Genomic DNA, 25,572 nt, shown 5'->3' with positions numbered 1-25,572 from the left:
GCCAGAACTGCTAAAATAGGGGGCAATGCCCGAACTGATCGCTCAGTCCCTGATTCGCGACGTGCCGGACTTTCCGAAGGCCGGCATTGTCTTTAAGGACATCACCCCCGTCCTCCAAAGTCCCGCTGGAACCCAGCAAGTGGTGGAAGAAATGGCCGCCCTCGCCCGCGTTCACCAGCCGGACGTGATCATCGGCATCGAAAGCCGCGGATTCCTTTTTGGTGTGCCCCTCGCCATGGCGTTGGGGCTGCCGTTCTCCATGGCCCGCAAGTTGGGCAAGCTGCCCTACGACCGGATCAGCGAAGAATACGAACTGGAGTACGGCACCAACACGATTGAAATGCACACCGACGCGGTGAACCCGGGTCAACGTGCCTACATTGTTGATGACCTGCTGGCAACCGGCGGCACGGCCGCCGCGGCGGCACGCCTGGTCGAGCGTCTGAACGGTCAGGCGTGCGGCTTTGGCTTTATGGTCGAACTCTCCTTCCTGGGCGGTCGCGAAAAACTTGGCGACATGCCCGTTGACGCCCTCATTCGGTACTAAACTCATGCGATCCCCACGATCTCTTTCCGTTCTCGGCCTTAGCCTCGCGCTCTCGCTGGCCTTCGCCCAAAAGGCGGCCGCGCCCAAGGTGCTCACCGTTGATGACCTGCTCAAGGCGGCCAAGACCTATGACCAAAAGGAAGTCAAGGTCTCGGGCAAAATCGACCGCCTGGACCTGAAGACCAGCAAGAAGGGCAACAAGTACACCACGCTTTCGCTGGTGGGCAAAGACCCTAAGAAGTTTGTGAAGGTCTACATGAAGGGCCACCCCGACGCCAAATTGAAGCTGGCCAAGGGCAAGATGATCACCGCTTTTGGCAAGTACGCGGTCGAAAAGAAGCTCGGCGATTCGATCTTTAAGAACGAAATTGATGCCTCCAAGGTGGACGGCAAGAAGTACGGCATCACCGCCAACTGACGTTGAGCACCCTTCTCCGCCCCGACTCGCTCCTGCAAAATCCCCGACCAAAAACCGCTCGGGGAACCTACTTTATTCAGACCTGGGGTTGCCAGATGAACGAAGAGGACAGCGAGCAAATTGGGCTGTACTTGCAGCAAATCGGGTTCCACCCGGCGGCTTCTCTACGCGAGGCGCAAGTGCTCTTGCTCAACACGTGCTCGGTGCGCAAAAAGCCCGAGGACAAGGCGTTTAGCCTGCTCGGCGAGATTGCCCTGATGAAAAATCAGCGGCAAGACCTGGTCGTCGGCGTCTGCGGATGCATGGCTCAGCTTCGCGCGAAAGAGATTCACCAGCGAGCGCCGCACGTGGACTTTGTTGTCGGCACGGCGCACATCGCCAGCATTCCTGGCCTGGTGGAAGAGGCGATTCAGCGCCGCAAGTTCGCCCAGCGACTCGACCTGCCCGAACGCAAAGGAGCGGTGGTCACCGACCTGCCGACTCGCGACGTCAACCGAGTCGGGAAGCTCAAGGCATTCGTGCCGATTCAGTACGGCTGCGACAAGTTCTGCTCGTTCTGCATCGTGCCCACCACCCGCGGGCGCGAGCGCAGCCGACCCACCGCCGATATCGTCAGCGAGGTCGAGCGGCTGGCCGCGCTCGGCACCAAGGAGGTGACGTTGCTCGGCCAAACCGTGAACTCTTACGGCAAGAACATGGAGGAGGGCAAGGTGCCATTCAGCGACTTGCTGCGCCAGGTCGCGGCGGTCAAGGGCATCGAGCGCATCCGCTACACCTCGCCTTATCCGCGCGACTTCCGCACCGATCTTATCGAGACCATCCGCGACGTGCCGCAGGTGATGGAGCACTGCCATATGCCGCTGCAATCCGGCGACAACGAGATGCTTCGGAGCATGAAGCGGCTCTACACGCGCGAGAGTTTCGGCGAGATTCTGGCCGAGATGAACGCGAAAATCCCTGGTTTGCTGATCACCACCGACCTCATCGTCGGGTTCCCTGGCGAGACCGAAGCGCAGTTCGAGGCGACCCTCTCGGCCGTGGCGGAGTTTAACTTCTACAGCTCGTACATGTTCATTTACTCGCCGCGTCCCGGAACTCCGGCGGCGGATCAGGAGCAGCTTCCCTACGCGCTCAAGCAGCGGCGGCTCAAGATTTTGGCCGACGCGCAGTTCGCCCAAACCCAGCGCATGAACGAGGCGTTTGTCGGGCAGGAGTTTGAGGTGTTGGTCGAAGGCCGCAGCGAAAAAACGCCCGAGTTGCTGCGCGGGTATTCGCGCAACTTCGTGATGACGCACTTCGCCGGGGACGCCGATCGGTTGCGCGGCGAGCTCGTCACGGTTCGCGTGACGGCGGGTTATAAGTGGGGCTGTATGGCCGAGCTCATTTGACCGCCAGATTCACAACCCGGATGAACTCCGCTCGCGTTAGCTGATCCGAATTCGCGGGGGCGATCTTCTCCGCCGCCGCGCCCAATCCGCGCATCGCGTTGGCCAGTGAATCGTCCACCGCATCCTCGACATCTCGGCGATCGGCGCGGCGACCGCCGCGCGTGACCGCACCCGAGCCGGTCGCACTGGCCGTACCCCACCCGTTTCCGCCCGAGATTGAGGTGCTCGCGCGGATTTCGGTCTCGTCGCGCTTGGTGTTGTAGTCCAGCGTGAGGGTCACGCTGATGGTGCCGGCGTGGCTGCTGCGCCACGAAACGTAGTTCGGGAAACGGTAGTCGTCAATGACATACTGCGCGTCGCGCTCGACGCTTCGGCGGCTGATATCGGGCAGGTCGCGGATGGTGACGCTGACCGAAGACCGGCCCAGTTGAATCCGGCGATCGGAGTTTTCGAACTCGGCGAGAATATCCCGCACCGGCGCCGGGTTTGTATTCAGGCTATTCGCCATCGTTTGGATGTTCGCGGGCTTGGCCATCACGAGCATCAAAATCGCATCGCGATCGTTGATCAATGCGGCTTGGCCGCGCTCGGGATTGACCGCCACCGAGACGTCGGTGAATCGGGTCGGCAGGTGCAGAACCTCCCATTTTTGATCCTTGCTCCAATCGGCAAAAGTGCCTGCGAACCCCTCGTGGGTAAAGCCAATCGCCAGCGCTTTGCTGCCGCGGCCCTGCAAGAGCACGCTACTGGTGCCGCCATCGGCGCGCACCAAACCCAAACCTTCGGGGCGAACCGTGCTGCGGACGGTGTTGTACTGCTTTTTGATCGTGGCGTCGGTGGCCACTCCGAGCTCAATCTTGCCCCACGACTTGCCGTCGAACTCGTCGGGCGTGGCCGTGAAGTTGGTTGCGGCGACGGTGACGCAAAGAGCAAGCGCGAAAAGTTTCACGCCCTGATTATAGGTCAGTTCTTGCGCTTGGGCGGCGGATCGATCATCAAATTTGGCGAATATTTGCTGCTCGGCGTGTGCGTGAGGTCGGCCAGTCGCGAGAGGAAAAGCCCCACCGAATCGCCGAAGACTTGGACGCTGACCTGCGGCTTCATGTCCGTGACCAGCGGGCCGACCGGCCCGATGAATCCCCACTGCGCCAGAATTTTCGCTTCGCCCTTCACAGCTTCGTCGAGGCCGGAGATCAACTTCGGATCGAACTTGGTCATGACCGGCGTCAGGCGGAATCCAGGCTTGGCCTTCATGTAAAGCAGGTAGTACGCGTGCACCACCTCGCTGCGGGTGATCGGCTTCTTCGGCTCCTTCACGCGATCGAAGGCGACCGCGCCCTGCACGTTCGAGGCTTGCTTCACCATCGTCGCCATCTTCGCGAACACCATGCTGGCTTCGGCGCGAGTCACAAACTGCGGGGCACCGGCCACGGCCGGAACCGCACCGAGCGCGACGACAAGCGGCAACAAGACTCTCATATTGTTTCGACGGCGCCCGAGGCGCGAATGGCCGACAATTCTTCGAGCGCGCGGCCCGTGCCAATGGCCACACAGTCAAGCGCGTTCTCGGCAATGTGCACCGGAATCTGGGTGACGTTGTGCAACAGCTGATCGAGTCCGCGCAACAGCGCTCCGCCGCCGGTGAGGTAAATCCCCCGCTCAATGATGTCGCTGGCGAGTTCGGGCGGCGTATCTTCCAGCACCGCACACAGCTTCTCCGCGATCTGGCGAACCGGGTCGCTGAGCGCCTCGCGAATCTCTTCGCTGCTCACTTCCACGGTTTTCGGCAGACCGGCAATAAGGTCGCGGCCACGAATCTCCATCCGCATTTCGGTTTGCAGCGGGTACGCCGAGCCGATTTTGACCTTGATCTCCTCCGCCGTCGGTTCGCCGATCATCAGGTTGTAGGTCGCCCGGATGTGGCGGATAATTGCGTCATCCAGTTTGTTGCCCGCCACGCGTAGCGATTGCGAGATCACGATGCCGCCGAGCGAAATTACGGCGATGTCGGTGGTGCCGCCGCCGATATCCACGACCATGTTTCCGCCGGGCGAAGAGATGGGCAAGCCCGCGCCGATGGCGGCCGCCATGGGCTCTTCAATGGTCATCGCTTCCCCGGCACCGGCTTGTTTGGCCGCCATAATCACGGCTCGACGCTCGACGTTGGTGACGCCGCTCGGAACACAGATCAGCACCTTTGGCTTGAAAAATCGACTGACGCCCGTGACCTTGTTGAGGATGTACTCGAGCATTTTCAAGGTCGTCGAAAAGTCGGCAATGACGCCATCTTTCAGCGGGCGGATGGCCTGGATGTTGCCCGGCGTGCGGCCCAACATTTCGCGGGCTTCGTTGCCCACGGCCAGCACTTTGCCGTTGTTCGAGCTAATTGCCACCACGGTGGGCTCGTTCATCACCACGCCCTTGCCCCGGCGGTACACCAGGATGTTGGCGGTGCCAAGGTCAATTCCAATTTCAGGGGCGAGTTTAATGGCCAAAGTACGTTCATTTTGGCACGAAAAGTTGCCTCAAAATGAACCGGAAAGATAATTCCTGCAACCTTTCGAAACTCATATCAGTATGATATCGTGATGAATCACAATCTGGAACATCGCAAGGAAATCTCGAAGGCAGCAATCTCGGGATGGCCCATGCTTTTCGTCAATTTCTGTCTTGTCCCGATCTGGCTTTACGCGCTGATCAACATCGAAAAGGGCGGCGGCCCCATGGTCGGCCTGCTCATTTTCATGTCGCTCGTCGGCACGTTCTTCCCCATCGGCTTCTTTGTCAACCAGCCTAACTTCGCCACGGCCATGACGCTGTTCGGCGAGTACAAGGGCACGGTGCGCGGCGACGGTTTCTACTGGGCGAACCCGTTTTTCACCAAGAAGAAAATCTCACTGCGGGCTCAAACCTTGAACGGGCAACAACTGAAGGTGAACGATCACGTCGGTAACCCGGTCGAGATCGCGGCCGTCATCGTGTGGGCCGTGGACGACACCTACAAGGCGCTCTTCGAGGTCGAAAACTACGGCGAATTTGTCGCCATGCAAAGCGAAACCGCCTTGCGTCACCTGGCCACGAGCTACCCCTACGACGCCGAGGACGATCAGATTTCGCTGATGCGCAACACCGACGAAATCGGCGATCACCTTCGCGAAGAGCTGCAGCAAAAGCTGTCGCTCGCCGGGATCAGCGTCATTGAGGCTCGCCTCTCGCACCTGGCCTACGCGCAGGAAATCGCTGGCGTCATGCTCCGCAAGCAACAAGCCGCGGCCATCATCTCCGCGCGACAGCGCATCGTGGATGGTGCGGTGGGCATGGTCGAAATGGCTCTCAAGCGCATCGAAGCCGATGGCTTGGTGGAAATGGACACCGAGCGCAAGGCGCAGATGGTCAGCAACCTGATGGTTGTGCTGTGCGGCGAAACCAACGCTCAGCCGGTCATCAATGCGGGCTCGCTGAACTAACCCATGGCCGACAAGAAGCCGTTCGCGTTACGGCTCACCCCCGAGGTTTTCGAAGCTCTCCAGCGACTTGCTGATGACGAGCTTCGAAGCCTCAACGGGCAGATTGAAATTCTGGTCCGCGAGGGGTTGCTCAAGCGCGGCTATATTCGTAAGCGGCGAGTGGCGTCGATTCCGGATCCGCCGGATTCGCAAGCGTAGACTGGTACACTGTTAAGGCATGTCCAGCACCTCCACTCGCCCGATTGAGCTCATCCCCACGGTTCAAATTTTGGGGACGCCGATCAGCACGTTGGACATGGAGCAGACGCTAGAGCAACTGCAAAAATGGATTCGCGAGGACACACCTCGGCTCGTCATTACCGCCGACGCCACCGCCCTGGTGATCGCCGAGGAGAAGCCGCGATTTCAGGAGGTGCTCCACAAAGCAAGCCTCATCACCGCCGACAGTGTCGGCGTGATTTGGGCGATGAAGCGGGCCGGCGTGAAGTCGCCGAGCAAGGTGAGCGGCGTTGAGATTGTGGATCGCCTGTGCGAGATCAGCAGCCGCACGGGCATTAAGCTGTATTTCATTGGCTCAGAGCCCGGCATTACCGATCGCGCCGCCGAAAAGATGCGACTCAAGTATCCCGGCGTCAACATCGTCGGCACGCATCATGGGTTTTTCCCCGCCGACAGCGACGAAGTGGTAGCGCAAGAGATTGCCCGCACCCAACCCGACGTGATTTTTGCCGCCATGGGCATGCCGCGCCAAGAGGAATTTATTCTGCGCACCATGGAGATCACCCGCGCGAAAATCGGGATGGGTGTCGGCGGCTCGTTCGACGTGTTCTCCGGCAAAACCAAGCGCGCGCCGAAGCTGCTTCAGGCGTTGCGGCTCGAATGGCTGTGGCGGCTCATGCTCAATCCGAGCAAGATCAGTAAGGTCAAGTCGCTGCCCAAGTTTGTGCGGCTCATCCTGACCCGGTCATGAAGATTTACACAAGGACCGGCGACGACGGTACCACCGGCCTGCTCGGCAACGAACGCCGCGCCAAAACCGACCCGATTTTTGACGCCATCGGCGCGGTGGATGTGCTCAACGCGCACCTGGGTTTGGCCGCGAGCATCGCCACGGAGGAGTTGCACAAGCAGCTGCAGGAGATTCAGTCCCGCCTGTTTGATCTCGGCGCGGAACTCGCCCAAATCGGAGCCACGCCCCGAACAATCGTCAGCGTACAAGAGGCAGACGTGGCGATTCTCGAATCTCAAATTGATGCGGCCACCGCCGAACTCGCGCCCCTTCGCAACTTTATCTTGCCGGGCGGAACCGAGCTCGCGGCCCGTCTGCACGTCGCCCGCACGGTATGCCGTCGCGCCGAGCGCGCGGCGCTGGCTCACGAGAATCGGCCTGAACTCCTTCGCTTTCTCAATCGTCTTTCCGATTGGCTGTTCGTCATGGCTCGCCTCGCGAACCATCGCGCCGATCGGCCCGACCACATTTGGCAACCTCGCACATGATCGCCCTCACACTTCCCCTCTTGCTCCTTCAACAAGATAAGCCCGCCGAGACGCAGCAAACGCCTGGACAATTTCTCAGTAAGGTGATTTTCCGGTACGCCGAGGCCAAGACCATTCAAGGCTCGTTCAAGTGCGTATCCACCGCCAACGGCTTGCGGGTGGAAGTGAATTCGGCGGTCGCGATTGAGCGCCCGAGCAAGGTGTATCTGCGCCAGGTGCGCGGCGGCGCGGTGCCGGAAGATACGGTGATCACCAGCGATGGCAAGAAGTTTAGCTACGACGCCCCGATTGAACTCAAGAACACGCGCGGCGAACGCCTCATGGAGTTTGTTTGGAAAGAAGGCGCCAAGGCGCCGATGTCGGTGGGCGAAGTGGTGCAGATCGGCCAGCAACGGCTACCCGATTACAGCGCGCCACTGTGGCTGATGATGAGCTACCGGATTGACCTAGAGTTCCTGCGTGGTTGCTGGGGTAAGGTCGCCTGGCAACAGGAATCCAATGGTCTGCTCTCGGTCGGCGGCACTTACAAGGAGTATCCGCTCGCCACCGAAGCCGGAACCTGGCAACTGTGGGCGACGCCGGAAGGCGACCTGAAGCGCTACGCCCTGAGCGTCCCGATTGTGGAAGGTGGCCGCCAAATCACCGTGTCCAACGTCTGGACAATCGACGTGAAACTGAACGCAGAAGTCGCGCCCGAAACCTTCAAACTAAAGTTCTAAAGCTGATGCAAAAGCCCTACACCGACCCGACCACTGAGGTAAATTACTGTTGTGGCTGACCAACACTGCGATTGTGTCCTTTTCTGCAAATTGAAGCAGGGCGATAAGGCGCGAGTGGTCGGAGTTCATGGCGAATCGCCGCTGGCCTGTCGCCTGCAGGAAATGGGCCTGGTCACCGGCACCGAACTCACGGTTGAGAAAGTGGCGCCGCTCGGCGATCCGGTCGAGATCAGTTTCCGCGGTCAAAGCCTCTGCGTGCGAAAGAACGAGGCGGACTTCCTGGAAGTTGAACGCATCGCGACGCTCTCATAATGTCGGCTGAGCCGATCCACGTCGCCTTTGTCGGCAACCCCAACGCGGGCAAAACTTCCCTTTTCAACGCTCTCACCGGCTCCAATCAGCGAGTCGGCAATTACCCAGGCGTCACCGTCGAGAAGGTTTCCGCGCGCATCGAACACAGTGGCGTGCGCCTGGAGTGCCACGACGTCCCCGGTCTCTACAGTAGCAACGCGGTTTCCGAAGACGAACTCGTCGCGTGGAACGCGATTCAAGGGCCGCCCGCGCCCGACGTACTGGTCTACGTGCTCGACATCACCAACCTGGAGCGGCACCTTTTCTTCTTTACTCAGCTTGCGGAGACGCGGCCCCGGCTCGTGGTCGCTTTGACCATGACCGACGCCCTGGCCAAAACGGGTGCCAAGTACAACCGCGACACGCTGGCGCAGCTGCTTGGCGTGCCTGTGGTGCCGGTCATCGCGCACAAGGGCGCGGGCGTCAAAGAGCTGCTCGACGCCATCGTCGAGGTGAGCCAAGCCGAAACCGGCGACAATGGCGTGCCGCTCAACCTCTCGACCGCCCAGCGCTACGAATATAGCGGTGAGGTACGCAAAGAGGTCATCGTGCCCGCGCCGAAGCCCGCCACCAGCACGACCAAGAAAATTGACCGCATTCTCACGCACCGCGTGTTCGGCCTCATCATTTTCGTCGGCATCATGTACCTGCTGTTCCAGTCGATCTACACGCTGGCGGGGCCGGTGCAAGGCTGGATTGAGGATTTCTTTGGCTGGCTTGGCGGCAAAGTCGGCGGCTGGACCGAAGGCAACCCCATGCTACAAAGCCTGCTCGTGGATGGCCTCATCGCGGGCATCGGCGGCGCGCTCGTTTTTCTGCCGCAGATTGTCATTTTGTTTGCGCTGATCGCCGCGCTGGAAGGCAGCGGTTACCTTGCGAGGGCGGCGTTCCTGATGGACAAATTGCTCGGTTGGTGCGGCCTCAGTGGGCGGGCCTTTGTGCCGCTGCTGAGTAGCTTCGCCTGCGCGATTCCGGGCGTGATGGCGGCGCGCGTGATGCCCGATCCCAAGAGTCGCTTGGCGACAATTTTGGTCGCCCCGCTCATGAGTTGCTCGGCGCGATTGCCGGTTTACATCTTGCTGATCGGCGCGATTATTCAGCCGCAGTTCGGCTCGGGCTGGGCCGGATTCACGCTTTTCGCCATGCACCTGCTCGGCCTTTTGGTCGCGATCCCGGTGGTGCTCGTGCTCAATCGCGGCGTGCTCAAAGGCAAGCGCCTGCCGTTCGTGCTGGAACTTCCCCGCTATCAGTGGCCGAAACTCCGCGACGTGTGGATTTCGATGTACAGCCGGGCGAAGGTGTTTGTCACCACTGCCGGAACCGTCATCGTCGCGATGTCAATCCTCATTTGGGCGACCACCTACTTCCCGCGGTCCGAAGGCCGACAAGCCGAGTGGCGAGCCGAGTACGCCCAGCAAGCGCCGGCCTTCCGCGAGGCAGTCTCCGAGGAGAATTTCCTGGCCGAGCGTACCGCGGAGAACAGCTACCTAGGCCAATTTGGCCGCGCGATTGAACCCGCCTTCCGTCCGCTGGGGTTCGATTGGCGACTCAGCACGGCGATCGTCGCCGCGTTCCCCGCGCGCGAGGTTGTGGTGTCCTCCATGGGGATCATCTTCAGCCAAGGCGCGGAGCAAGACGAGGAATCGGCCGACCTACGCCGGACGATGCAAGAAGCGCGTTGGCCCGATGGCCGCAAGCTTTTTACGCCCACCACGGCGGTCGGGTTCATGGTGTTCTTTGCGCTCTGCTGCCAGTGCATGAGCACGCTCGCGGCGGTGAAGCGCGAGACCAACGGCTGGAAGTGGCCCGCTTTCATGTTCTTCTACATGACCGCGCTCGCCTATCTCGGCGCGTGGATTGTCCAACTCGTCGGGTAACAAAAAAGCCGGAGTGAACTTCACTCCGGCTCTTTTGTTGTGCGGACCTTACTTCGAGGAAGCCGACTTCTTCGAGAGTTCGAGGATCACTGAGACCGCCGGATCGGGCTCGCTCAGTCGCACTTGGTTCTTCACCTTCACGTCCGGGCTCACGCCATTGCCTTCCAAACGCACGCCCTTGATGGTCACGTAGTCTTGGAACGGGAATTGAATTTGGAAGCCATGCTTGAGCGGCCACATCATCGAGGCCAAAACGGCTCCGGCGCTGCGCTCGCCAAGGATCGTGGCGCCGGCGGCATCGCGCGCGCCCGCGGCGTAGATTTCGCTGGCCGAACCCGAACCGCCATTGATCATGCAGATGAGTTGACCGGCGAACGGCTTGGCCGAGGTGCCTCGGGTCGGTCCGACGCGGAGCTTGCTGAATTCGGCGAGCTTCACCCAGTCGGTCGCGCTGCCCTTTGTTTCTTCGACAAATCGATCCACCACCGAGCGGCTGATGAACACGCCGGTTTTGGCCGTGCTCGGCATGGTTTGGGCCATCAGGTGCTGCATCGCGACCACCAGGCCGCCGCCGTTCCCGCGAAGGTCAACCGCGAGAGTCTTCGCGCCCTTGTCGGCAACTTCCTTCATCAGGGTTTCGACGAGCTTGAAATCGTAGGTCATGAAGCTCGGGATTTTCAGCACCGCGACGTCGGCGTTGAGCCACTTCAGCTCTTCCTTTTGCAGGGTGCTGAACGCACGTCGAGTGACCGTGATCATGTCAACCTTGCCGTTCTTGCCGCGCTTGACCTTCAGCTGCACCTTGGTGCCTTCGTCGCCGCGAAGCGAACCCGGACCGGTCGGCTTCTTGCCATCGGCTTCCATGATGATGTCGCCCACTTCCAGACCTGCTTCCGAGGCGGCCGAACCTTCGAACACGAACATGATCTTCATGCCCTCTTCGACAACTTCGGGCTGAATGCCGAGGCCGACCATCTTGCCGGTGCGTTGGAAGTCCGCGGCTTCCGGCGTGTTGAACACGATGTGGCTTGCGCCAAAGCGGTTGATCGCCGAGTTGACGGCTAGGCTAAACGCGGTCGCGGTTTCGGCCTTGTCCAGCGCTGCTTGCTGGGTCTCCAGATACTCCGGCCACTTCTTAAAATCGACGCCCGGGATGAACGCGTTGTTGAGCAGGATGTTGTTCAGCTGTTCGAGAACTTCCTTCTTCTGCTCGGGCGTGATCTTGCCCTTTTCCACCGGGACGGTGCTGGTGCTTTGGGCAAAGGCGGGGGCCGCCATAACGGCGACCGAGGCAACAATGGCGAGACTGCGCAGAGTTTTCATGTTGTTTGTCAAATCCTTACCCATTACTATATGGTGTTTCGAGGCAAGTTTGTTACTAGTTGTTCCAGCCTAGACCGATGATCCTACGCGCAAGTTCAAAATAAATGATCAAACCCGTTGCATCGACCAAGGTCGAGATGAACGGCGCGGACATCACGGCGGGGTCAATGCCGGCGCGTTTTGCCCCAATCGGGAGGAGCGAGCCAACCGTCCCGGCCCAGATAATGACGAGCGGCAGCGCCAATCCGACCACCAAACTGACCTGATTGGAGCTTCCCCATAGCAGGGCGCGCACGTAGCCGCAAATGCCCAGCACCAGCCCGCACAGGATGCTGGTGACGAGCTCCCGCCGAAGAATGGTCATCGAGTCGCCGAGCCGGATTTCGCCGACCGCCAACCCGCGGGTGACCATAGAGGTGACCTGCGAGCCGCAGTTTCCGCCCGCGCCGATGATGAGCGGCAGAAACGCCATGAGTGAGGCGAGCACGGTGATGTTGGCTTGCTCTTGCCGCAAGTAGTGGCGCATCACCATGCCGGTCAGCGTCTCCGCGGCGAAGAGGCCGAGCAACCAGGGAATTCGCTTCCACGCGAGCCGCAGCACGCTCAGCGAGAGGTACGCCTCGGCATCGCCCGAAACGGCACCGAGTTTCAGAACGTCTTCGGTGTCGGCTTCGCGCAAGATCGCTTGCGCGTCGTCACCGGTGAACAGCCCCACCATTTGGCCGCGATTGTTGACGACCGGCAACGCGTAAAGACCGTAGCGCGACATCAGGCGCGCGCCGTCTTCGTCGCGATCCAGCGCCGAAACCGTAACCACGGACTCCTTCATCACCTCGCGGGCCGTGCTGATCGGGTTTGCGCGAATGGCCTTGCGCAAGCTGAGCACGCCCAGAATATGTTTGTCCTCGGACAGCACGTAAATGTCGTTGACCATTTCGTACTTTTCGGCGGGGCTCCGGCGGATGTCGTCAATCAGCTCGGCCATTGTGGTGCCAGGCTTCACCTCAAAATACGCCTCGGTCATGAGGCGTCCGACGGAATCTTCGGGATAGTTCAGCAGCCGCCGAATTTCGAGCGCGTCCTGCTTCGGAATGACGTTCAGGAGCGCATCGAAACGTTCTTCGCCAACCTCGTCGCGCAAGTCGAGGGCGTCGTCCATCGGCAAAATGTCGAGGTAGTGCGCGAGCGTGGCGTCGTCGAGTTCGGCGACGATGTTGCGCGTGGTTTCGGGGGGCAGTTCGACCAGGGTATCGGCCGCGGCGTCCGGCTCCATCATCTGCAGCAGGCTCAGCGCTTCGTCGGTATCCAGGCGAGGCAGAGCTTCCGCAAGGTCTTCGGGGCGAATCTCCTCGAGCTCGGTGCGGACCGCCTCGGTGGATCGCAGGCGGCTGAGCGACCGCAAGGATTCCACGAGATTCTTGAGGTCGACCGCCATTGGGCCTAGTTTATCTCCCGTGGGCGGCTTCTCGCGTATTCTTAACCGTATGTCGGAACTTGTTCGCTATCGTCCGGGCGATGCTATTCGCTGGTTGGACCTCGGCTCGGATTCTCTGCGGGACCAGGCCGCCCGCCAAACCCGCGACGTGATGGAACGCCGGGGCGAGCGCACGATTACCAAGGACCTTGGTGGGCTGCTCGGCGCGGCCCTCAACTACAGTCGCGGGGCGATGGCCGACATGAAGCACAAGCAAGCCGAGGCCAGCGAATATGTACTCGACGGAGAAGGCTTTGAGATTCGGACCGGGCGCACCTTGCGGCGCGTGCTGTATAAGGAGGTCCGGGCCATGCGGCGCGATGGCGACCGCGTGAAGGTGATTCTCACCCAAGGCAGCATCGAGATCAAACCGTACGCGCACATCGTCAGCGGACGTATTCGGGTGCCGGTGGGTTGGGCGCGCAACGACATTGAGGTTCCCTACGATCTGTTGCTGGAGGAACTAGCCGCCCGCGCCAACTTGCAAATTGACGAAATTGATTAAGTAGTTGCGCGAGCAAGTAACAATCCCCCGACTTGATTCGTTTATACGGTTATGATCAAGACAGGCTTGTTCGTTCTCGCGGCCTCGGCCCTCGTTGGCTTCAACTTTGCCCCCGCCGCCGCGAGTTACGACTTCGCGGATCCCAAGGGCGTTAGCGGCTTGACGCTCACGATTGACTCCGAACTGGAGCCGGTGAGCGGCCACGCCAACGGCGTCTCGGGCATGGTGATGTTCGACCCGATGAACCCGGAAAAGTCGACGGGCAAGATCAGCATTGCCTCCAAGTCCGTGTTTCTCGGAAGCCAGGCAATGACCGACGCCATGCACCAAAACTGGGCGCTGGACGTGGCGAAATACCCGGAAATCACGTTCGAAGTGAAGAAGGTGGACAACGTGAAGACCGCCAAGATGGCAGGTTTCTGGTCGGCGCGGGTCACCGGCGACTTCACTCTGCACGGCGTGACGAAGCCGCTCTCGGTGGACGTGAACGTGCGGCGGCTCGCCGACTCGATTCAGCGACGCGGCGGGATGGAAGGCGTCAAGGGTGACCTACTCGCCATCCGCAGCAAATTCAGCATCAACCGCAAGGATTTCGGTGTCGCGGCAAACCTTAGTGAGTCGGTCATCGGCAACAAGGTGGATATTCAACTCGCCTTCATCGGCGTCAGCCCCAAGAAGTAAATGCTCGCTAGCCTCGCCGCCCTCGCCCTGCTGAGCACGCCCGTCGCCGAACCTGGTTTGGCGGTGGGCGATTCGTTCGCCGCCTTCGAGCCGTTCCACGTCTCGGGCCCGTACGCCGGCGGCACCATGTGCCCAGTTTGCGAGTACATGAACTTGCCGATGGTTTACGTGTGGACCGACCCGACCGACGCGGCGATTCCGGCGACGGCGGCGACGCTGCAAGCGGCCGTGACCAAGTTCGGCCCGAAGGCGATGAAAACCTTCGTGCTCGACCTCAATCGTGCGGGTAAGGACAAGGATTCGGTGGCCGCGCTAACAACGCTGAGCAAGTCCGAGAGCTTTAAGGCCACGCCCCAGGTTTGGCTGCTGTCGCGGCCGAAGAAGCTGCAAGCAGTGGTGAAGGACCATGCCCTCGCGCCGTGGGATAAGTACCGCAGCCTGACTTACCTCGTGCGCAACCGCAAGGTCGTCGCCAAGTTTGTGGACCTCACCAAGTCCGACGAAGATCAGGCGCGGCTCGCCAACGCCATCGCCGACCTGATGGACGCCGGCTAAGCGAACAGCCCGAGCGGACGAACCAGGTGCCCGGCGAAAATCCCGCTTGTGTCTTGCAAGCCAAGCCGTCGCTGAATGACCTCGCCGATCACGTCGCGGTAGTCGTTGGCGACGATAAGGTCGGCATTTTCGTCCCGTTGGCTGGGTTTAAGGCCCGGCCAGCGACCGTGGACCCCGCCGCGCACGTGCGGCGACATGACCATCGCTACGCTCGCGCGCCCGTGGTCGGTGCCCAGCCCCGCGTTTTCGGCGACTCGGCGACCAAACTCGGTTTGGACGACGATCGTCACGCGGTCGAGGTCAGACCCCATGTCTTGCCGAAACGCGCCAATGCCCGCGGCGAGATCGCTGAGATTGTTCGTGAACAGCCCTTGCGTGCTGCCCTGCGCGATGTGCGTATCCCAACCGCCGCGATCGATGCTGACCACTTCGAGCCCAACCTGAGCGCGAATGAGCATCGCGGCCTGGCGCAGGGCTTGGCCGAAATCGGAATCGGGATACTTCGCGCCGCCGCGCGGCTGATAGCCGCGCTCATCGAGCTTGCCGAGCGCATCGAGCGTGGCCAAGGTTTGCTGCCCCGCGACCGTGAATTGGTCGTCGCCCTGAGCGTAGAGCCGGCTGAGCAGAGCGCGGGTCTCGGCCCCGCCCTGAAGCTCGAATTCGGCGAGCGATCGAAACGCCGACGAGCCCGGGCTCCCGGTCAACGAGTCGGGCAGCGTGTCGGCCAAAGCGAGCGCGCGTAAGGGGTGCGACGCGCCGCCGGTGGCGGCCAAAAGCTGAGCGAGCCAACCGCCGCGATCGGTCTCGCGGTTACTTCCCCGCCCCGTTTCCATCGCCTTCATGGCCTCAAAGTGCGATCGGCTGCCATCTTGCGAGCCACAGGCGTGGACGAGCGCACATTGGCCATCGTCCCAGGCTTGCCGAATGCCACCAGCCGCGGGGTGCAAACCCCATTCGTCGGTGAGTTTCAGCGTGGCTTGACTCGACAAGGCAAGTGATGGGCGTTCGCGGAAGTAATCATCTTCGTGGCGTGGCACCAGGAAATTCAAGCCATCCATGCCGCCGCGAAGGAAAATCACCACCAGCACGTCGCGAGCCTTCTCGGCAAACTGCGCCTGCGTGATGGTCGGTGCGCACCAGCTCATCATCGCCAGCCCGCCCAGGGCGAGCATCGAGCGCCGCGAGGGCTGCCAGGAGCCTTCGCAGGTGGTCCAGTTAGACATGTCCCGCCCCCTTCCAGTGCATCGCGGGCGCGAGCATGCGCTCGATCCAGGCGGATTTGGGTTGGCCGATGCGCTCGGTGAGCTCATCCCAGCGGACAACGACGCCCGGCACGCGGTCTTCGCCGAGGGCGACGGCAAAGTTCCACCGCGCCAGCAACGAGCCCGCCCACGCGTCGGTGTCCACGGGGAAGCCGTCGGGCATGGGCCACTCATAGAGCGGCTGCCCCATGCCGCGCACCTGCTCGGCGATTGCGGGGCCATCCACGGCGGCATTGACCTGCCGCAGGCACGCCACGATGTAGTCAAAGGGACGCCGCGCGGGACCGGTTTCGGCGAGCATGATCGGGTCGGTGAGGAGTTCGGAAAGCATGGGTTTGATCTCGCCTTTTTCAGCGAGAAACTTGGCCGCGAGCCGCTCGACGAGCGCCGGCGGCGTTTGGCCGGTGAAGAATCGGCAAAGCTTGGTCGCGAGGAACTCGGCGGTGGCCGGGTGGAGGGCGACCATTTCGATCATCGCCTCGGCGTCGCGCGGACCGGGCTGGTCAAACGTGCGGCCAAGGAACTTCTTAGCGCCCGCGTCGTGCCATTCTTCGCGGAATCGGAAGCGGGCTCGCGGACGGAACGCGCGGTCTTCGATGGTCCACCCGCTCAGGGCGCGGGCGAGTTCGCGCACGTCGCGTTGGGTGTAGCCGCCATGCACTCCCAGACTATGCAATTCGAGAATCTCGCGGGCATAGTTCTCGTTGACGCCGCGCGAGTTGTTGACGCGATTATCGAGGTAGTTCAGCATCGCGGGGCTCTTCGCGCTCGCCATCAGGAGATTGCCAAAATTGCCGTTCCAATGCTGCCGAATCACCGACGCCTGGTCGGTGGTCATCAGGTACACGCCGCTCGCCTTTTTCGCGTGGATGTTAAAATGGTCGCTCCAAAACTCGACCATGCGCTCGCGGAGTTGATTGGGGCTGTAAAGCGCGCGCAGGATCGCCGCTTGCTGCAGTTGGCGGATGAGACGATCTTCCGGCACGTCGCCAAGTTCCCATCCCTCGATGCGCATCACGTCGAGGCGCGCGAGGCGCGCCGAAAGGTGGCCAGGTTCTTCCAGATCGCCCTTGAGCTGCTGGCTAACCCACTCCGGCGCGCCCACAAACGCGGCTTCGTCGCCGGGGGCGGCGCCGAATCCGGCTCGTGCCAGGAATCTCGCCGCCTCAGGCGCCGGCGTAAAGTCAAGCCCCGCCGCGAGCGGCGGATGCAGGCGATTCGCGAGCGGCCCGCATCCCGCCAGCACGCCCGCCGCACCGAGGGCCAGGGCATGCTCGGCCTTCATGCGGCTTCAACGGTGGCCGCGTCTCGTCGCCAAGCCGCGATTCCGCCGCCGAGGCTCACAAAGAGGATGGCAGGCGCAAACAGGAACCAGCCGACCACTGGGAAGAGCCCGGCGCCCACCAGCAACATGGTGCTCTTGCTGAGCGCGGCGTGCGGCGAGAGACCGGGGTCCATCGTGCGCAGGCGGTTCGCCATGTTTTGGGTGATGCCGCTCGCGCCGACCATGGCCACGCAGATGAGCAGGCAGAACCCGAGCAACGATGCCAACTTCGCCAGCGGTACCGGGACTTGCGAAAGCACGACGAGCCCGAAAAGTGCGCCGCCACCCATAAGCAGGCCGCGCCAAAAGCCTTGCGCCGAGTTGGTGGCCAAGTAGTTGGCCGCCGCCCGCGACCGGCTCGGATAGAGCAAGCTCAGGCCCAGAATCATGGCGTACGAAGTTAGGAACGAGGCCAGCAAAGTGGCGATGACGGCAAAAACATCTCCGAGAACGATCATAGTTTTCTTCCTCTGCTTGCACTATAGGCGGGTTTGCCCGCCGCCCCCGGGACTTTTGCACCGCCCAGACAATAAACTACGGGCATGAGAAAACTAGGTGCCCTAGTTCTGTTGGTCGCGTTGGTGGCGGGTTGCAAGCCGCCCGAGAGCGTGGATGAGGCCGCCGACAACGTCAAAACGGTCAACAAAAAGGTCACCGAGATTGCCGGCACCTTGAGCGAGGCGGCTCACAAAAAAGCGGAGGAAGCCGAAAAGTTTGCCGCCAAAATCGCGGCCGACAAGGAACTCAACGCCGCCGCCAAGTCGTTCATCGTCGCGACGCTGGCCGACGCGAACGGACTGGTTTCGGCCGCCGCGACCAGCCCGATTGAATCGGCAATGAAGAACGCGCCGGCGAGTTCGCAGTGGCTCCGCCAGCAAGTCGCGAACAAGGTCGCGAATAGCAAGGGCGACGCCAAGGTCGCCTGGCAACTTCTGCTCAACCGCATCGACGAAAAAATTAAGGCGAGCAAAGCCAAGTAGATGGATCAATCCGAGCGCGATCGGCTGGAGTGGCTGCGTCACGAGGTGGCGCGTCACAACCGCCTTTATCACGAAAACGACGCGCCCGAAATTAGCGACTCCGAGTTCGACGCTCTGTTCCGCGAACTCAAGGCGCTAGAAGCCGCGCATCCCGAGGTTGCGCCCACCACCGCTGTCGGCGGCGCAGTCAAGCGCGGCCTGCCCGAGCACCGGCACCGCGCGCCGATGCTTTCGCTCGACAACGCGTTTTCGCCCGAAGAGCTGAGCACCTGGGATGAGCGCAACCGTCGCTCGCTGGGGGTGGACGAGGTGCAGTATTCCGCCGAGTTGAAGTACGACGGCATGAGCTTGAGCCTGATTTACGAAGGGGGCCAACTCGTCACGGCGGCTACGCGCGGCGACGGCGCGACCGGCGAATTGGTGACGGAGAACGCGAAAACCGTCGCCGGGATTCCTCACACAATCCCGCTCGCGGGGTCGTTGGAGGTGCGCGGCGAGGTGCTGATGAGCAAGGCCACATTCACGCGGCTCAACGCCGCCCGCGCAGAATCCGGCCAGCAACTCTTTGTCAACCCGCGCAACGCCGCCGCCGGGGCCATGCGACAGCTCGATCCACGGCTGGTGGCCGAGCGGCATCTGGAGTTTTTTGCCTACGGGCAAGGGGATGGCGAGCCGATCGCGCCGACGCAAACCGAAAGCTTGGCGCGGCTTGCCGAATTCGGCTTCGCTCGACCGGAGATCGGGACCTGCGTGGGTTCATTGGAGACCGTTCTTGCGTTCGTCGAGCGGGTGCAGGGCGAGCGTGCGAATCTGCCGTTTGGCATTGATGGCGTGGTGGTCAAGGTGAACTCGCGCGAGCAGCAGGCTCGGCTTGGCGGAACCGCGCGCGGGCCGCGCTGGGCGATGGCGTACAAGTTTCCCGCCGAGCAGGCATTCACACTTCTGCGCGAGATTGGGCTACAGGTCGGTCGCACGGGCGTCGTAACGCCGGTCGCCGAGCTTGAGCCGGTCTTCGTCGGCGGTGTCATGGTTTCGCGCGCAACCCTACACAATTTCGATGATCTGAAACTGCGCAATGTCCGCGCGGGCGATAAGGTGATCGTCCAGCGGGCCGGGGACGTCATCCCCGAGGTTGTCGGCGCGGTTCTCAGCGAGCGCGACCCCGCTGCGCCCGAACCACAGCCGCCGACGAATTGTCCGGAATGCGGCACCGAACTTACGCAAACCGGGGTGTTTTTACGTTGCCCGAATGCCGGCTGCCCAGCGCAAACCACCGGGGCGCTGATTCACTTTGCGAGTCGCGGAGCGCTCGATATTGAAGGTTTGGGCGAGAAACTTGTCGTTCGCCTGGTGAACGAGGAGTTGCTCGGCGACCTGGCCAGCGTTTTTGAACTCGCCACCCACCGCGAGCGCTTGCAAAACATGGATGGTCTCGGCGCGTTGAGCGTCGGCAAAGTGCTCGACAACATCGAGGCGCGGCGAACTCCGCCCTTGCCGAAGTTCCTTTACGGGCTCGGAATTCGCCAAGTCGGTGAGAGGACATCCTTGGACTTAGCGCGGGCATTCGGCACCCTGGACGGCCTCACCCTGGCCACTGAGCAGGAACTGCTCGCCGTCCCGGATATCGGCCCAATTACCGCGCGCGAGATCGCGCAATGGTTCTCCAGCGACGACAACAAAGTCCTGCTCGCGAGGTTCCAAAGCCTGGGCGTGAGCCCGCTGGCGGAGGCCAAACCCGAGGGCGGCCAGTTCACCGGAATGACGTTTGTGTTCACGGGAAGTCTGGAGCGTATGACCCGCGACGAGGCCGAGGCGATGGTGATTGCGCGCGGCGGTAAGGCGGCCGGTTCGGTCAGCGCGAAAACGAGCGTCGTGGTGGCCGGGCCGGGCGCGGGGAGCAAACTTGCCAAAGCCGAGCAACTCGGCCTGCGCATCCAAACGGAGGAAGAATTCCTCGCGAGCATCGATGAATCGGTTTAGGTTTGCCGCGCCAAACTTTCAGCTTGACGCCAATTTCCGGGCCGGGCAAGTGTTCCGATGGCGGCGCGACGAGAGCGGCGTCTGGCATGGCTACGAGGCGGGCCATGCGGTCAAGATTTGGCGCGAAACCGATACTCTGGAAGTTGAGAGCACGCTATCCGAGGACGCCACCACAGCTTTTCTTGCACTGGAGACCAGCGCCGACCACCTGGGCCACGTGCCCGAGATCGCGCACTACCTGCCCGCTTATCGCGGCATGGTCATCTTGCGGCCCGCCGACCCGGTCGAGAGCCTCTTCTCGTTTCTGTGCGCCTCCAATTCGAATATCCGGCGCATCGAGCAGATGGTGGCGAGCCTCGCCGGGTTGAGTTCGACGCCGCCCCACTTCCCCACCATCGAGCAGATTGCGTCCACGAGCGAGGCCCATCTGCGCGAGATCGGCCTTGGCTACCGCGCGCGCACCATTCCGCTCGCCGCGCAAGAACTGCTCCGCCGAGGCGCAACCCAGTACCTGCTCGACCTGCGCCAGGCCAGCTACGAGCATGCCTACGCCGAGTTGCTTTCCTTACCCGGAGTCGGGCCGAAACTCGCGGATTGTATCGCCATTTATGCCCTGCACCAGCGCGAGGCGTTCCCCATGGATGTGCATGTTTGGCGGGCGATGACCCACACATTTCGCCCCGAGTTACGCGATCAACCGCTCACCGACCGTCTACGCCGCGAGATCGCCACCGACATGCGCGCACGTTTCGGCCCGGACACGATGCTCGTGCAGCACGTGCTCTTTCACATGAGCCTGACCGGCGCGATTACAGCGTCTGCGTGACCTTGCTCAGCGCGCGCGGGTTGTCGGGGTCGAGCCCCCGGGCTCGCGCCGCCATCAGGGCCAGCCACTGACCGAAAATCACATTCGAAATGGGGCTCGCCGGGCTCGCTTCCGCGCGCGGAGCCATGATTGGAATGCAGCCCAACGCGGCCAAGTCGCTCATCAAGTCGCCATAGACAATCGCCGCCGAGCCATGCCCCGCTAATGCCTTGGGGCCGTGCTCAAAGTCGGCCGTCGAATAGCCTTTGCACGGCAGGAGCGCGCATTCCATCATCTTCAGCGAGGTCTCCAGCGCGGTGCAATAGTCGTATCCGCGGGCCAATGCGATCAGAATCGAGCTCCGCAAAATCGGCCCCAGGGCCTCGCTGGCGGCCGCTTCAGATTGCGCCACCCAGGCATCGTCTGGCAGGAGCGGCGCGACATCGGGCAGCTCGCCACCCATGGCCTGCACCAGCTGATAGGCGGCCAGCAGTGAGGCGGTGTAGGTTTTGGTGGCCGCGACGCTGTGCTCGGTCCCCGCATCCAAGCTCAACGCGTAGGTCGCGCTTTCGGCCAAGCGCGAGGCGGGCGTGTTGGTGATCGCCAAGGTGGTGTTCCCGCTCGCCCGCATCGCCTCCAAAAACCCGGCGACATCGGGGCCGGAGCCGGATTGCGAAATCCCCACGCCGAGCGCGTTTTGATAACGCAATTTGCTCCCGTACTTGGTGATCACGCTCGGGGCGGCCAGGCTCACGGGAATGCCGAGGTGAATCTCGCAAAGGTAACGCAGATAGATGGCCGCGTGGTCGCTACTGCCGCGCGCGGCGATGACCACCAAATCGAAACTTTTGCCTCCCAAAACTTCGGCAAACTCGCGCCGAAAGCGTTCCGCATTCCCTCGCAAAACGGTCGGCTGTTGGCGGATTTCCGCCTCCATGTGCTGTCCAAGCATGCCGAGAGATTACCGGTTCCGGTTAAACTGATGGCGTGTTCAACCTCGACACCATCGCCGAGATCACCGGGATTCCCCTGCGCGAGACCGACCCTAGCGCGGCCTTGCTGCAACTAGCCGAAGCCGCGCTCGAGCTCACGGCCAGCCGCAACGTGATGGTGGCGCGGATGAACGACGACCTCGGCAGCCTGGAACTCTCGATTGGAGTCGGCATCGATTGGAAGGACGTCTCGCGCGATGTTCGGCAAGTCAAGATCAGCGCGGAAAAGGGCGCCGGCATCATCGCCTACGTTGCCGCCAAACGCGAACGCCTGGTCACGGGCAACGTGGAGAAGGTCCCTGCCTACCGCGACCTCATTTCGAGTTCCAAGAGCGAAGTCGCGATGCCGATTCCCGATCGATTTGGCCGCATTCGCGCGGTGCTGAACATGGAATCCGACCAGGAGAACCACTACACGCCCGAGCATTTGCATTTCGCCGAGATCATCGCCGACATGGTGGGCGTGGTCATCGAGCGCGAGGAATCGACCCGCCGCGAGGAAGCGCTGGAACTCGTGGGGAGCGCCCTCGACCGCGCCTCCACGGAGGAAGAACTCCTGCACAACGTGCTCAGCATCGCCGACGAGGTGCTCCTCTTTCAGTCGTGCAGCATCTTTTTGTTCGACCCCACGCAAGACACGTTTGTGTTGACCGGCTCCAACGGGATGCTGAAGGACAAGGTCGGCACCATCGGCTACCGGGCGAACGAGGGCCTGACCGGGTGGGTTTGTGCCAACGGCACTCCGCTACGAATTGATCAGCCGCAACAGGATGAGCGGTGGCGCGGCATGTGGCTGGAGTTTCCCAGCGAGCAGGTCGCGGCGTATCTTGCGGTGCCGATTGTCTATCGCAACAAGAGCATCGGCGCCATCCGCGTCGTGCGGCGCGTCGGCGACAACCCCTACAGCGACACGAAGTTTACGGAGGACGACGAGCGGCTGCTCATCAGCATCGCCGAGCAAACCGCGATCGGCCTAGAAAATATCCGCGCGGTGCAGCGCGCGATCCAGATTGAGCGGATGGCCGCGTGGGGCGAGCTCAGCGCGAAGAGCTCGCACATGATCGGCAACCGCGTGTTTGCCCTCAAAGGCGACGGCAACGAGCTCGGCTTTTTGCTCGACGACGACCCGATGGATCGCGACGAACTGCGCAAGATTCAGCAGAGCCTGATGACCAACATCGAGCGCGTGGAGGAGATTCTGCAGGAGTTTCGCGACTTCGTGATGGCCACGCAACTCTCAACCGTGCGCGCCGACCTCAACTTCTTGGTGCGGCAGGCGGTGGACGAGGTGTTCCCTCGCCGAAGCGAAATCACGCTGAACTACGACTTTGAGTCAACCGAGCCGGTGGTCGAGGTGGACGCCCGCAAGATGCGCCGCGCGATCAGCGAAATCGTCGAGAACGGCTTGAGCTTTTTCGAGAAAGGCGTGCTGAGCGTGCGCACCTTCATCGCCGGGGCCGACATCAAAAAGCTGGTCGGCGCGGTGCGCCAACGCGAATACTACGGAATTGAGATTATTGACCAGGGGCCGGGCGTGGAGGAAGATCGCAAGGAGATGATTTTTCAGCCGTTCCACAGTTCCCGGGTCAAGGGCATGGGGCTGGGCCTCAGCATCGTCAAGGGCATTGTCGAGGCTCACGGCGGGGCCGTGGCCGAGCTGGGCGAACTGGGTTCGGGAGCAAGGTTTGTTATCCTGCTCCCGGTGCCCAAGTCTAGCTAGCGGCGGTCCACTTTTCGCCGCATTGGTCTTCGAGTTTGTGCATCGAAGATTCGGCGAGGTCCACCAGGTCATCAATCAATCGCGGCACGCTGTTGCGGTGGCGGTAAACCATCACAAATCCGGCAATCGCGGCGGCTCCGGCGAGCGCGATCCAAGGCAGGTTCTTGACTGTGTTTCGAGCGTCTTTGCTTTCCATGTTCCTATCCCCACATCTCTAGTAGGTTCGTCGGCTACTGCCGCCCCAAAATTAAGACCTAAGTCCCAGCAATTTGTCAGAAAATTAACGCTCGTTTCTCGTAAACTTAACTTGTGAGCATCGCCCCGACTATCTCTCGTCGCTCGACCACACCCTGCACCATCGGCAACATCACCATGGGGTCGGGCCATGTGGTGGTTGTGCAGTCGATGATCACCGAGGAAACCCGCAACGTCGAAGCCTGCGTCGAGCAGATTATCGCGCTGCACAAAGTCGGTTGCGAAATCGTGCGGGTGACCACGCCCACCCTCGGCGAGGCGCAATGCCTGGAAGCCATCAAGGCCAAGGTCCGCGAGCAGTACCACGACGTGCCTCTGACCGCCGACGTGCACCACCAGGGGACGGCCATCGCCGTGGAAGCCGCCAAGTACGTCGAAGAAATCCGCGTCAATCCCGGCCTGTTTGTGTTCAAGCGGCACGGGTCGCGAGCCGAAGGCAAGGACCTGCGCGGCGAAGCCAACGATTCAGTCGAGTCGCTGCGGGCCGAGCTTGCTTACTCGGATGAGGAGTGGAACGAGGAGGTCGCCGCCGTTGAAGAAAGTTTTGTGCCGGTGATTGAGGCTTGCAAGAAGCACAACCGCGCGATGCGCGTCGGCGTCAATCACGGTTCGCTGAGCGAGCGCATGCTTGTGACCTACGGCGATACGCCCGAGGGCATGGTGCAGTCGGCGCTGGAATACCTTCGCCTCTGCGAAAAGCACGGATTCACGAACCTCAACATCAGCGCCAAGGCCAGCCGCGTGCCGATCATGGTCGCCGCCAATCGCCTGCTGGTGCAACGCATGGACGAAGTGGGCATGCACTATCCGCTGCACCTCGGCGTCACCGAAGCCGGCGACGGCGAGTACGCGCGGATCAAGAGCACGGCCGGTATCGCCACGCTCCTGATGGAGGGTATCGGCGACACGATTCGGGTAAGTCTCAGCGAGGACCCCATTCACGAGATTCCGGTGTGCTACGACATCCTGCAATCGCTAGGCTTGCGCAAGACCAAGGTCGAATACATCGCCTGCCCCAGTTGCGGGCGCACCAAGTTTAATCTTCCGACCGTGCTGCACGAGGTTCGCGAGGCCACCCGACATCTGGTGGGGCTCGACATCGCAGTGATGGGCTGCATTGTCAACGGGCCGGGCGAAATGGCCGACGCCGACTATGGCTATGTGGGTGCGGCGGGCGGCAAGATCACGCTGTATCGCGGCAAATCGGTGGTCAAGAACAACATCCCGCAAGAGCAAGGCGTGAGCGAACTGATTGCGTTGCTCAAGAGCGACGGCAAATGGAGCGACCCGACCGAAGTCCGCCAACCCGTCACCCCGTTAACTGTGCGATAAGTTTGCCCGCAGAATTGCGGGTTACGAACAATCCTGCGATGGTTTCGGCCATTTCCCGGAGTAAACTAGCGTCGCCGAACTGCCGATGGTGTCGGTCTGGAAGCCCTATGAAACGTGCTG

28 protein-coding genes are annotated in these 25,572 nt (G+C 61.8%); 18 read left to right on the top strand and 10 right to left on the bottom strand.

Annotated elements, in window-relative coordinates:
* Positions 1–25 precede the first annotated feature (25 nt).
* The 3 genes from JNJ45_12470 to miaB all read left to right on the top strand — a co-directional run bounded on the left by JNJ45_12470 (position 26) and on the right by miaB (position 2,353).
* Positions 26–547 (top strand): adenine phosphoribosyltransferase, encoded by a 522-nt coding sequence (locus tag JNJ45_12470; GenBank protein MBL8049485.1) that lies wholly within the window; start codon positions 26–28, stop codon positions 545–547.
* Between the two features lie 4 nt (positions 548–551).
* The gene (locus JNJ45_12465) at positions 552–965 is read left to right on the top strand and encodes a hypothetical protein (protein MBL8049484.1); all 414 of its coding nucleotides are present in this window, start codon (positions 552–554) and stop codon (positions 963–965) included.
* A 95-nt stretch (positions 966–1,060) separates the two neighbouring features.
* Positions 1,061–2,353: a tRNA (N6-isopentenyl adenosine(37)-C2)-methylthiotransferase MiaB gene (gene miaB / locus JNJ45_12460; protein ID MBL8049483.1), complete on the top strand. Its 1,293-nt coding sequence runs from the start codon at positions 1,061–1,063 to the stop codon at positions 2,351–2,353.
* Here miaB and JNJ45_12455 read toward each other — a convergent pair.
* The 3 genes from JNJ45_12455 to JNJ45_12445 are packed head-to-tail and all read right to left on the bottom strand — an operon-like array spanning position 2,346 to position 4,842.
* Positions 2,346–3,302: a hypothetical protein gene (locus tag JNJ45_12455; GenBank protein ID MBL8049482.1), complete on the bottom strand. Its 957-nt coding sequence runs from the start codon at positions 3,300–3,302 to the stop codon at positions 2,346–2,348. The genes miaB and JNJ45_12455 overlap by 8 nt on opposite strands.
* Positions 3,303–3,316: 14 nt before the next feature.
* The gene (locus tag JNJ45_12450; GenBank protein MBL8049481.1) at positions 3,317–3,832 is read right to left on the bottom strand and encodes a hypothetical protein; all 516 of its coding nucleotides are present in this window, start codon (positions 3,830–3,832) and stop codon (positions 3,317–3,319) included.
* On the bottom strand, positions 3,829–4,842 hold the full coding sequence (locus JNJ45_12445; GenBank protein ID MBL8049480.1) for a rod shape-determining protein: 1,014 nt from the start codon (positions 4,840–4,842) through the stop codon (positions 3,829–3,831). The genes JNJ45_12450 and JNJ45_12445 overlap by 4 nt, the downstream gene beginning before the upstream one ends.
* A gap of 99 nt (positions 4,843–4,941) precedes the next feature.
* On the opposite strand from JNJ45_12445, the gene JNJ45_12440 reads away from it, so the two are divergent.
* From JNJ45_12440 to feoB, 7 genes are read left to right on the top strand one after another with little or no spacing between them, the layout of a single operon-like run.
* Positions 4,942–5,820: an SPFH domain-containing protein gene (locus tag JNJ45_12440; protein ID MBL8049479.1), complete on the top strand. Its 879-nt coding sequence runs from the start codon at positions 4,942–4,944 to the stop codon at positions 5,818–5,820.
* Positions 5,821–5,823: 3 nt separating this feature from the next.
* Complete coding sequence (locus JNJ45_12435) at positions 5,824–6,018, top strand: Arc family DNA-binding protein (protein MBL8049478.1); 195 nt, start codon at positions 5,824–5,826, stop codon at positions 6,016–6,018.
* Between the two features lie 19 nt (positions 6,019–6,037).
* Positions 6,038–6,790, top strand: a complete 753-nt coding sequence (locus JNJ45_12430) for a WecB/TagA/CpsF family glycosyltransferase (protein ID MBL8049477.1) — start codon at positions 6,038–6,040, stop codon at positions 6,788–6,790.
* Positions 6,787–7,317 carry a cob(I)yrinic acid a,c-diamide adenosyltransferase gene (locus JNJ45_12425; protein MBL8049476.1) on the top strand — a complete coding sequence of 177 codons (531 nt, stop codon included), beginning with the start codon at positions 6,787–6,789 and terminating at the stop codon, positions 7,315–7,317. The genes JNJ45_12430 and JNJ45_12425 overlap by 4 nt, the downstream gene beginning before the upstream one ends.
* Positions 7,314–8,036, top strand: a complete 723-nt coding sequence (locus tag JNJ45_12420) for a hypothetical protein (GenBank protein ID MBL8049475.1) — start codon at positions 7,314–7,316, stop codon at positions 8,034–8,036. Before JNJ45_12425 ends, JNJ45_12420 begins: the two co-directional genes overlap by 4 nt.
* A gap of 51 nt (positions 8,037–8,087) precedes the next feature.
* On the top strand, positions 8,088–8,348 hold the full coding sequence (locus tag JNJ45_12415) for a ferrous iron transport protein A (GenBank protein MBL8049474.1): 261 nt from the start codon (positions 8,088–8,090) through the stop codon (positions 8,346–8,348).
* Positions 8,348–10,264 carry a ferrous iron transport protein B gene (gene feoB / locus JNJ45_12410; protein ID MBL8049473.1) on the top strand — a complete coding sequence of 639 codons (1,917 nt, stop codon included), beginning with the start codon at positions 8,348–8,350 and terminating at the stop codon, positions 10,262–10,264. The genes JNJ45_12415 and feoB overlap by 1 nt, the downstream gene beginning before the upstream one ends.
* Before the next feature lie 48 nt (positions 10,265–10,312).
* On the opposite strand, the gene JNJ45_12405 is transcribed toward feoB, so the two are convergent.
* Together JNJ45_12405 and mgtE are read right to left on the bottom strand one after the other, a co-directional pair.
* Positions 10,313–11,611, bottom strand: a complete 1,299-nt coding sequence (locus JNJ45_12405) for a PDZ domain-containing protein (GenBank protein ID MBL8049472.1) — start codon at positions 11,609–11,611, stop codon at positions 10,313–10,315.
* Between the two features lie 31 nt (positions 11,612–11,642).
* Complete coding sequence (gene mgtE, locus JNJ45_12400) at positions 11,643–13,022, bottom strand: magnesium transporter (GenBank protein ID MBL8049471.1); 1,380 nt, start codon at positions 13,020–13,022, stop codon at positions 11,643–11,645.
* Between the two features lie 49 nt (positions 13,023–13,071).
* Here mgtE and JNJ45_12395 point away from each other — a divergent pair, with 49 nt between their 5' ends.
* From JNJ45_12395 to JNJ45_12385, 3 genes are read left to right on the top strand one after another with little or no spacing between them, the layout of a single operon-like run.
* Entirely contained in the window at positions 13,072–13,566 is a 495-nt protein-coding gene (locus tag JNJ45_12395; protein ID MBL8049470.1) for a hypothetical protein, read from the top strand.
* A gap of 51 nt (positions 13,567–13,617) precedes the next feature.
* A complete protein-coding gene (locus tag JNJ45_12390; GenBank protein MBL8049469.1) occupies positions 13,618–14,247 on the top strand; it encodes a YceI family protein in 630 nt (209 codons plus the stop codon).
* Positions 14,248–14,802 carry a hypothetical protein gene (locus JNJ45_12385; protein ID MBL8049468.1) on the top strand — a complete coding sequence of 185 codons (555 nt, stop codon included), beginning with the start codon at positions 14,248–14,250 and terminating at the stop codon, positions 14,800–14,802. It abuts the gene before it with no gap.
* Here the strand turns inward: JNJ45_12385 and JNJ45_12380 are convergent.
* Genes JNJ45_12380 through JNJ45_12370 form a run of 3 tightly spaced genes read right to left on the bottom strand, consistent with a single transcriptional unit; the run spans position 14,799 to position 17,846 of the window.
* The gene (locus JNJ45_12380; GenBank protein MBL8049467.1) at positions 14,799–16,025 is read right to left on the bottom strand and encodes a DUF1501 domain-containing protein; all 1,227 of its coding nucleotides are present in this window, start codon (positions 16,023–16,025) and stop codon (positions 14,799–14,801) included. The genes JNJ45_12385 and JNJ45_12380 overlap by 4 nt on opposite strands.
* Positions 16,018–17,349: a DUF1800 domain-containing protein gene (locus JNJ45_12375; protein MBL8049466.1), complete on the bottom strand. Its 1,332-nt coding sequence runs from the start codon at positions 17,347–17,349 to the stop codon at positions 16,018–16,020. The genes JNJ45_12380 and JNJ45_12375 overlap by 8 nt, the downstream gene beginning before the upstream one ends.
* Positions 17,346–17,846, bottom strand: coding sequence for a hypothetical protein (locus JNJ45_12370; GenBank protein ID MBL8049465.1), 501 nt, complete (start codon positions 17,844–17,846; stop codon positions 17,346–17,348). The genes JNJ45_12375 and JNJ45_12370 overlap by 4 nt, the downstream gene beginning before the upstream one ends.
* Before the next feature lie 84 nt (positions 17,847–17,930).
* Here JNJ45_12370 and JNJ45_12365 point away from each other — a divergent pair, with 84 nt between their 5' ends.
* Genes JNJ45_12365 through JNJ45_12355 form a run of 3 tightly spaced genes read left to right on the top strand, consistent with a single transcriptional unit; the run spans position 17,931 to position 21,174 of the window.
* Complete coding sequence (locus JNJ45_12365; protein MBL8049464.1) at positions 17,931–18,368, top strand: hypothetical protein; 438 nt, start codon at positions 17,931–17,933, stop codon at positions 18,366–18,368.
* Positions 18,369–20,348 carry an NAD-dependent DNA ligase LigA gene (gene ligA / locus JNJ45_12360; GenBank protein ID MBL8049463.1) on the top strand — a complete coding sequence of 660 codons (1,980 nt, stop codon included), beginning with the start codon at positions 18,369–18,371 and terminating at the stop codon, positions 20,346–20,348.
* Positions 20,335–21,174: a hypothetical protein gene (locus JNJ45_12355; GenBank protein MBL8049462.1), complete on the top strand. Its 840-nt coding sequence runs from the start codon at positions 20,335–20,337 to the stop codon at positions 21,172–21,174. The genes ligA and JNJ45_12355 overlap by 14 nt, the downstream gene beginning before the upstream one ends.
* On the opposite strand, the gene JNJ45_12350 is transcribed toward JNJ45_12355, so the two are convergent.
* Entirely contained in the window at positions 21,158–22,105 is a 948-nt protein-coding gene (locus JNJ45_12350; GenBank protein MBL8049461.1) for an SIS domain-containing protein, read from the bottom strand. The two genes, JNJ45_12355 and JNJ45_12350, sit on opposite strands and share 17 nt — an antisense overlap.
* A 35-nt stretch (positions 22,106–22,140) precedes the next feature.
* Between JNJ45_12350 and JNJ45_12345 the strand changes: the two genes are divergently transcribed.
* Positions 22,141–23,865 carry a GAF domain-containing protein gene (locus JNJ45_12345; GenBank protein MBL8049460.1) on the top strand — a complete coding sequence of 575 codons (1,725 nt, stop codon included), beginning with the start codon at positions 22,141–22,143 and terminating at the stop codon, positions 23,863–23,865.
* Here JNJ45_12345 and JNJ45_12340 read toward each other — a convergent pair.
* Positions 23,858–24,061, bottom strand: a complete 204-nt coding sequence (locus tag JNJ45_12340; protein MBL8049459.1) for a hypothetical protein — start codon at positions 24,059–24,061, stop codon at positions 23,858–23,860. The genes JNJ45_12345 and JNJ45_12340 overlap by 8 nt on opposite strands.
* Positions 24,062–24,174: 113 nt before the next feature.
* On the opposite strand from JNJ45_12340, the gene ispG reads away from it, so the two are divergent.
* Positions 24,175–25,452 (top strand): (E)-4-hydroxy-3-methylbut-2-enyl-diphosphate synthase, encoded by a 1,278-nt coding sequence (gene ispG / locus JNJ45_12335; GenBank protein ID MBL8049458.1) that lies wholly within the window; start codon positions 24,175–24,177, stop codon positions 25,450–25,452.
* The last annotated feature ends 120 nt before the right edge of the window (positions 25,453–25,572 follow it).

Origin of the sequence: Chthonomonas sp. (assembly GCA_016788425.1) — a bacterium.
In the GTDB taxonomy this organism is placed as follows: Bacteria; Armatimonadota; Fimbriimonadia; order Fimbriimonadales; family Fimbriimonadaceae; genus JAEURQ01.
Note: the sequence above shows the minus strand (reverse complement) of the source record. Positions and strands in the feature narration are given on the sequence as shown.

Bases quoted from the DNA above. Each gene is read 5' to 3' on its own strand.
- mgtE (MBL8049471.1), bottom strand. From the start codon at position 13,022: ATGGCGGTCGACCTCAAGAATCTCGTGGAATCCTTGCGGTCGCTCAGC.
- JNJ45_12385 (MBL8049468.1), top strand. From the start codon at position 14,248: ATGCTCGCTAGCCTCGCCGCCCTCGCCCTGCTGAGCACGCCCGTCGCC.
- JNJ45_12395 (MBL8049470.1), top strand. From the start codon at position 13,072: ATGTCGGAACTTGTTCGCTATCGTCCGGGCGATGCTATTCGCTGGTTG.
- feoB (MBL8049473.1), top strand. From the start codon at position 8,348: ATGTCGGCTGAGCCGATCCACGTCGCCTTTGTCGGCAACCCCAACGCG.
- JNJ45_12365 (MBL8049464.1), top strand. From the start codon at position 17,931: ATGAGAAAACTAGGTGCCCTAGTTCTGTTGGTCGCGTTGGTGGCGGGT.
- JNJ45_12375 (MBL8049466.1), bottom strand. From the start codon at position 17,349: ATGAAGGCCGAGCATGCCCTGGCCCTCGGTGCGGCGGGCGTGCTGGCG.
- JNJ45_12425 (MBL8049476.1), top strand. From the start codon at position 6,787: ATGAAGATTTACACAAGGACCGGCGACGACGGTACCACCGGCCTGCTC.
- JNJ45_12405 (MBL8049472.1), bottom strand. From the start codon at position 11,611: ATGGGTAAGGATTTGACAAACAACATGAAAACTCTGCGCAGTCTCGCC.
- JNJ45_12470 (MBL8049485.1), top strand. From the start codon at position 26: ATGCCCGAACTGATCGCTCAGTCCCTGATTCGCGACGTGCCGGACTTT.
- miaB (MBL8049483.1), top strand. From the start codon at position 1,061: ATGAACGAAGAGGACAGCGAGCAAATTGGGCTGTACTTGCAGCAAATC.
- JNJ45_12350 (MBL8049461.1), bottom strand. From the start codon at position 22,105: ATGCTTGGACAGCACATGGAGGCGGAAATCCGCCAACAGCCGACCGTT.
- JNJ45_12420 (MBL8049475.1), top strand. From the start codon at position 7,314: ATGATCGCCCTCACACTTCCCCTCTTGCTCCTTCAACAAGATAAGCCC.
- JNJ45_12465 (MBL8049484.1), top strand. From the start codon at position 552: ATGCGATCCCCACGATCTCTTTCCGTTCTCGGCCTTAGCCTCGCGCTC.
- JNJ45_12380 (MBL8049467.1), bottom strand. From the start codon at position 16,025: ATGTCTAACTGGACCACCTGCGAAGGCTCCTGGCAGCCCTCGCGGCGC.
- JNJ45_12430 (MBL8049477.1), top strand. From the start codon at position 6,038: ATGTCCAGCACCTCCACTCGCCCGATTGAGCTCATCCCCACGGTTCAA.
- JNJ45_12390 (MBL8049469.1), top strand. From the start codon at position 13,618: ATGATCAAGACAGGCTTGTTCGTTCTCGCGGCCTCGGCCCTCGTTGGC.
- JNJ45_12440 (MBL8049479.1), top strand. From the start codon at position 4,942: ATGAATCACAATCTGGAACATCGCAAGGAAATCTCGAAGGCAGCAATC.
- JNJ45_12370 (MBL8049465.1), bottom strand. From the start codon at position 17,846: ATGATCGTTCTCGGAGATGTTTTTGCCGTCATCGCCACTTTGCTGGCC.
- JNJ45_12450 (MBL8049481.1), bottom strand. From the start codon at position 3,832: ATGAGAGTCTTGTTGCCGCTTGTCGTCGCGCTCGGTGCGGTTCCGGCC.
- JNJ45_12435 (MBL8049478.1), top strand. From the start codon at position 5,824: ATGGCCGACAAGAAGCCGTTCGCGTTACGGCTCACCCCCGAGGTTTTC.
- ligA (MBL8049463.1), top strand. From the start codon at position 18,369: ATGGATCAATCCGAGCGCGATCGGCTGGAGTGGCTGCGTCACGAGGTG.
- JNJ45_12355 (MBL8049462.1), top strand. From the start codon at position 20,335: ATGAATCGGTTTAGGTTTGCCGCGCCAAACTTTCAGCTTGACGCCAAT.
- JNJ45_12340 (MBL8049459.1), bottom strand. From the start codon at position 24,061: ATGGAAAGCAAAGACGCTCGAAACACAGTCAAGAACCTGCCTTGGATC.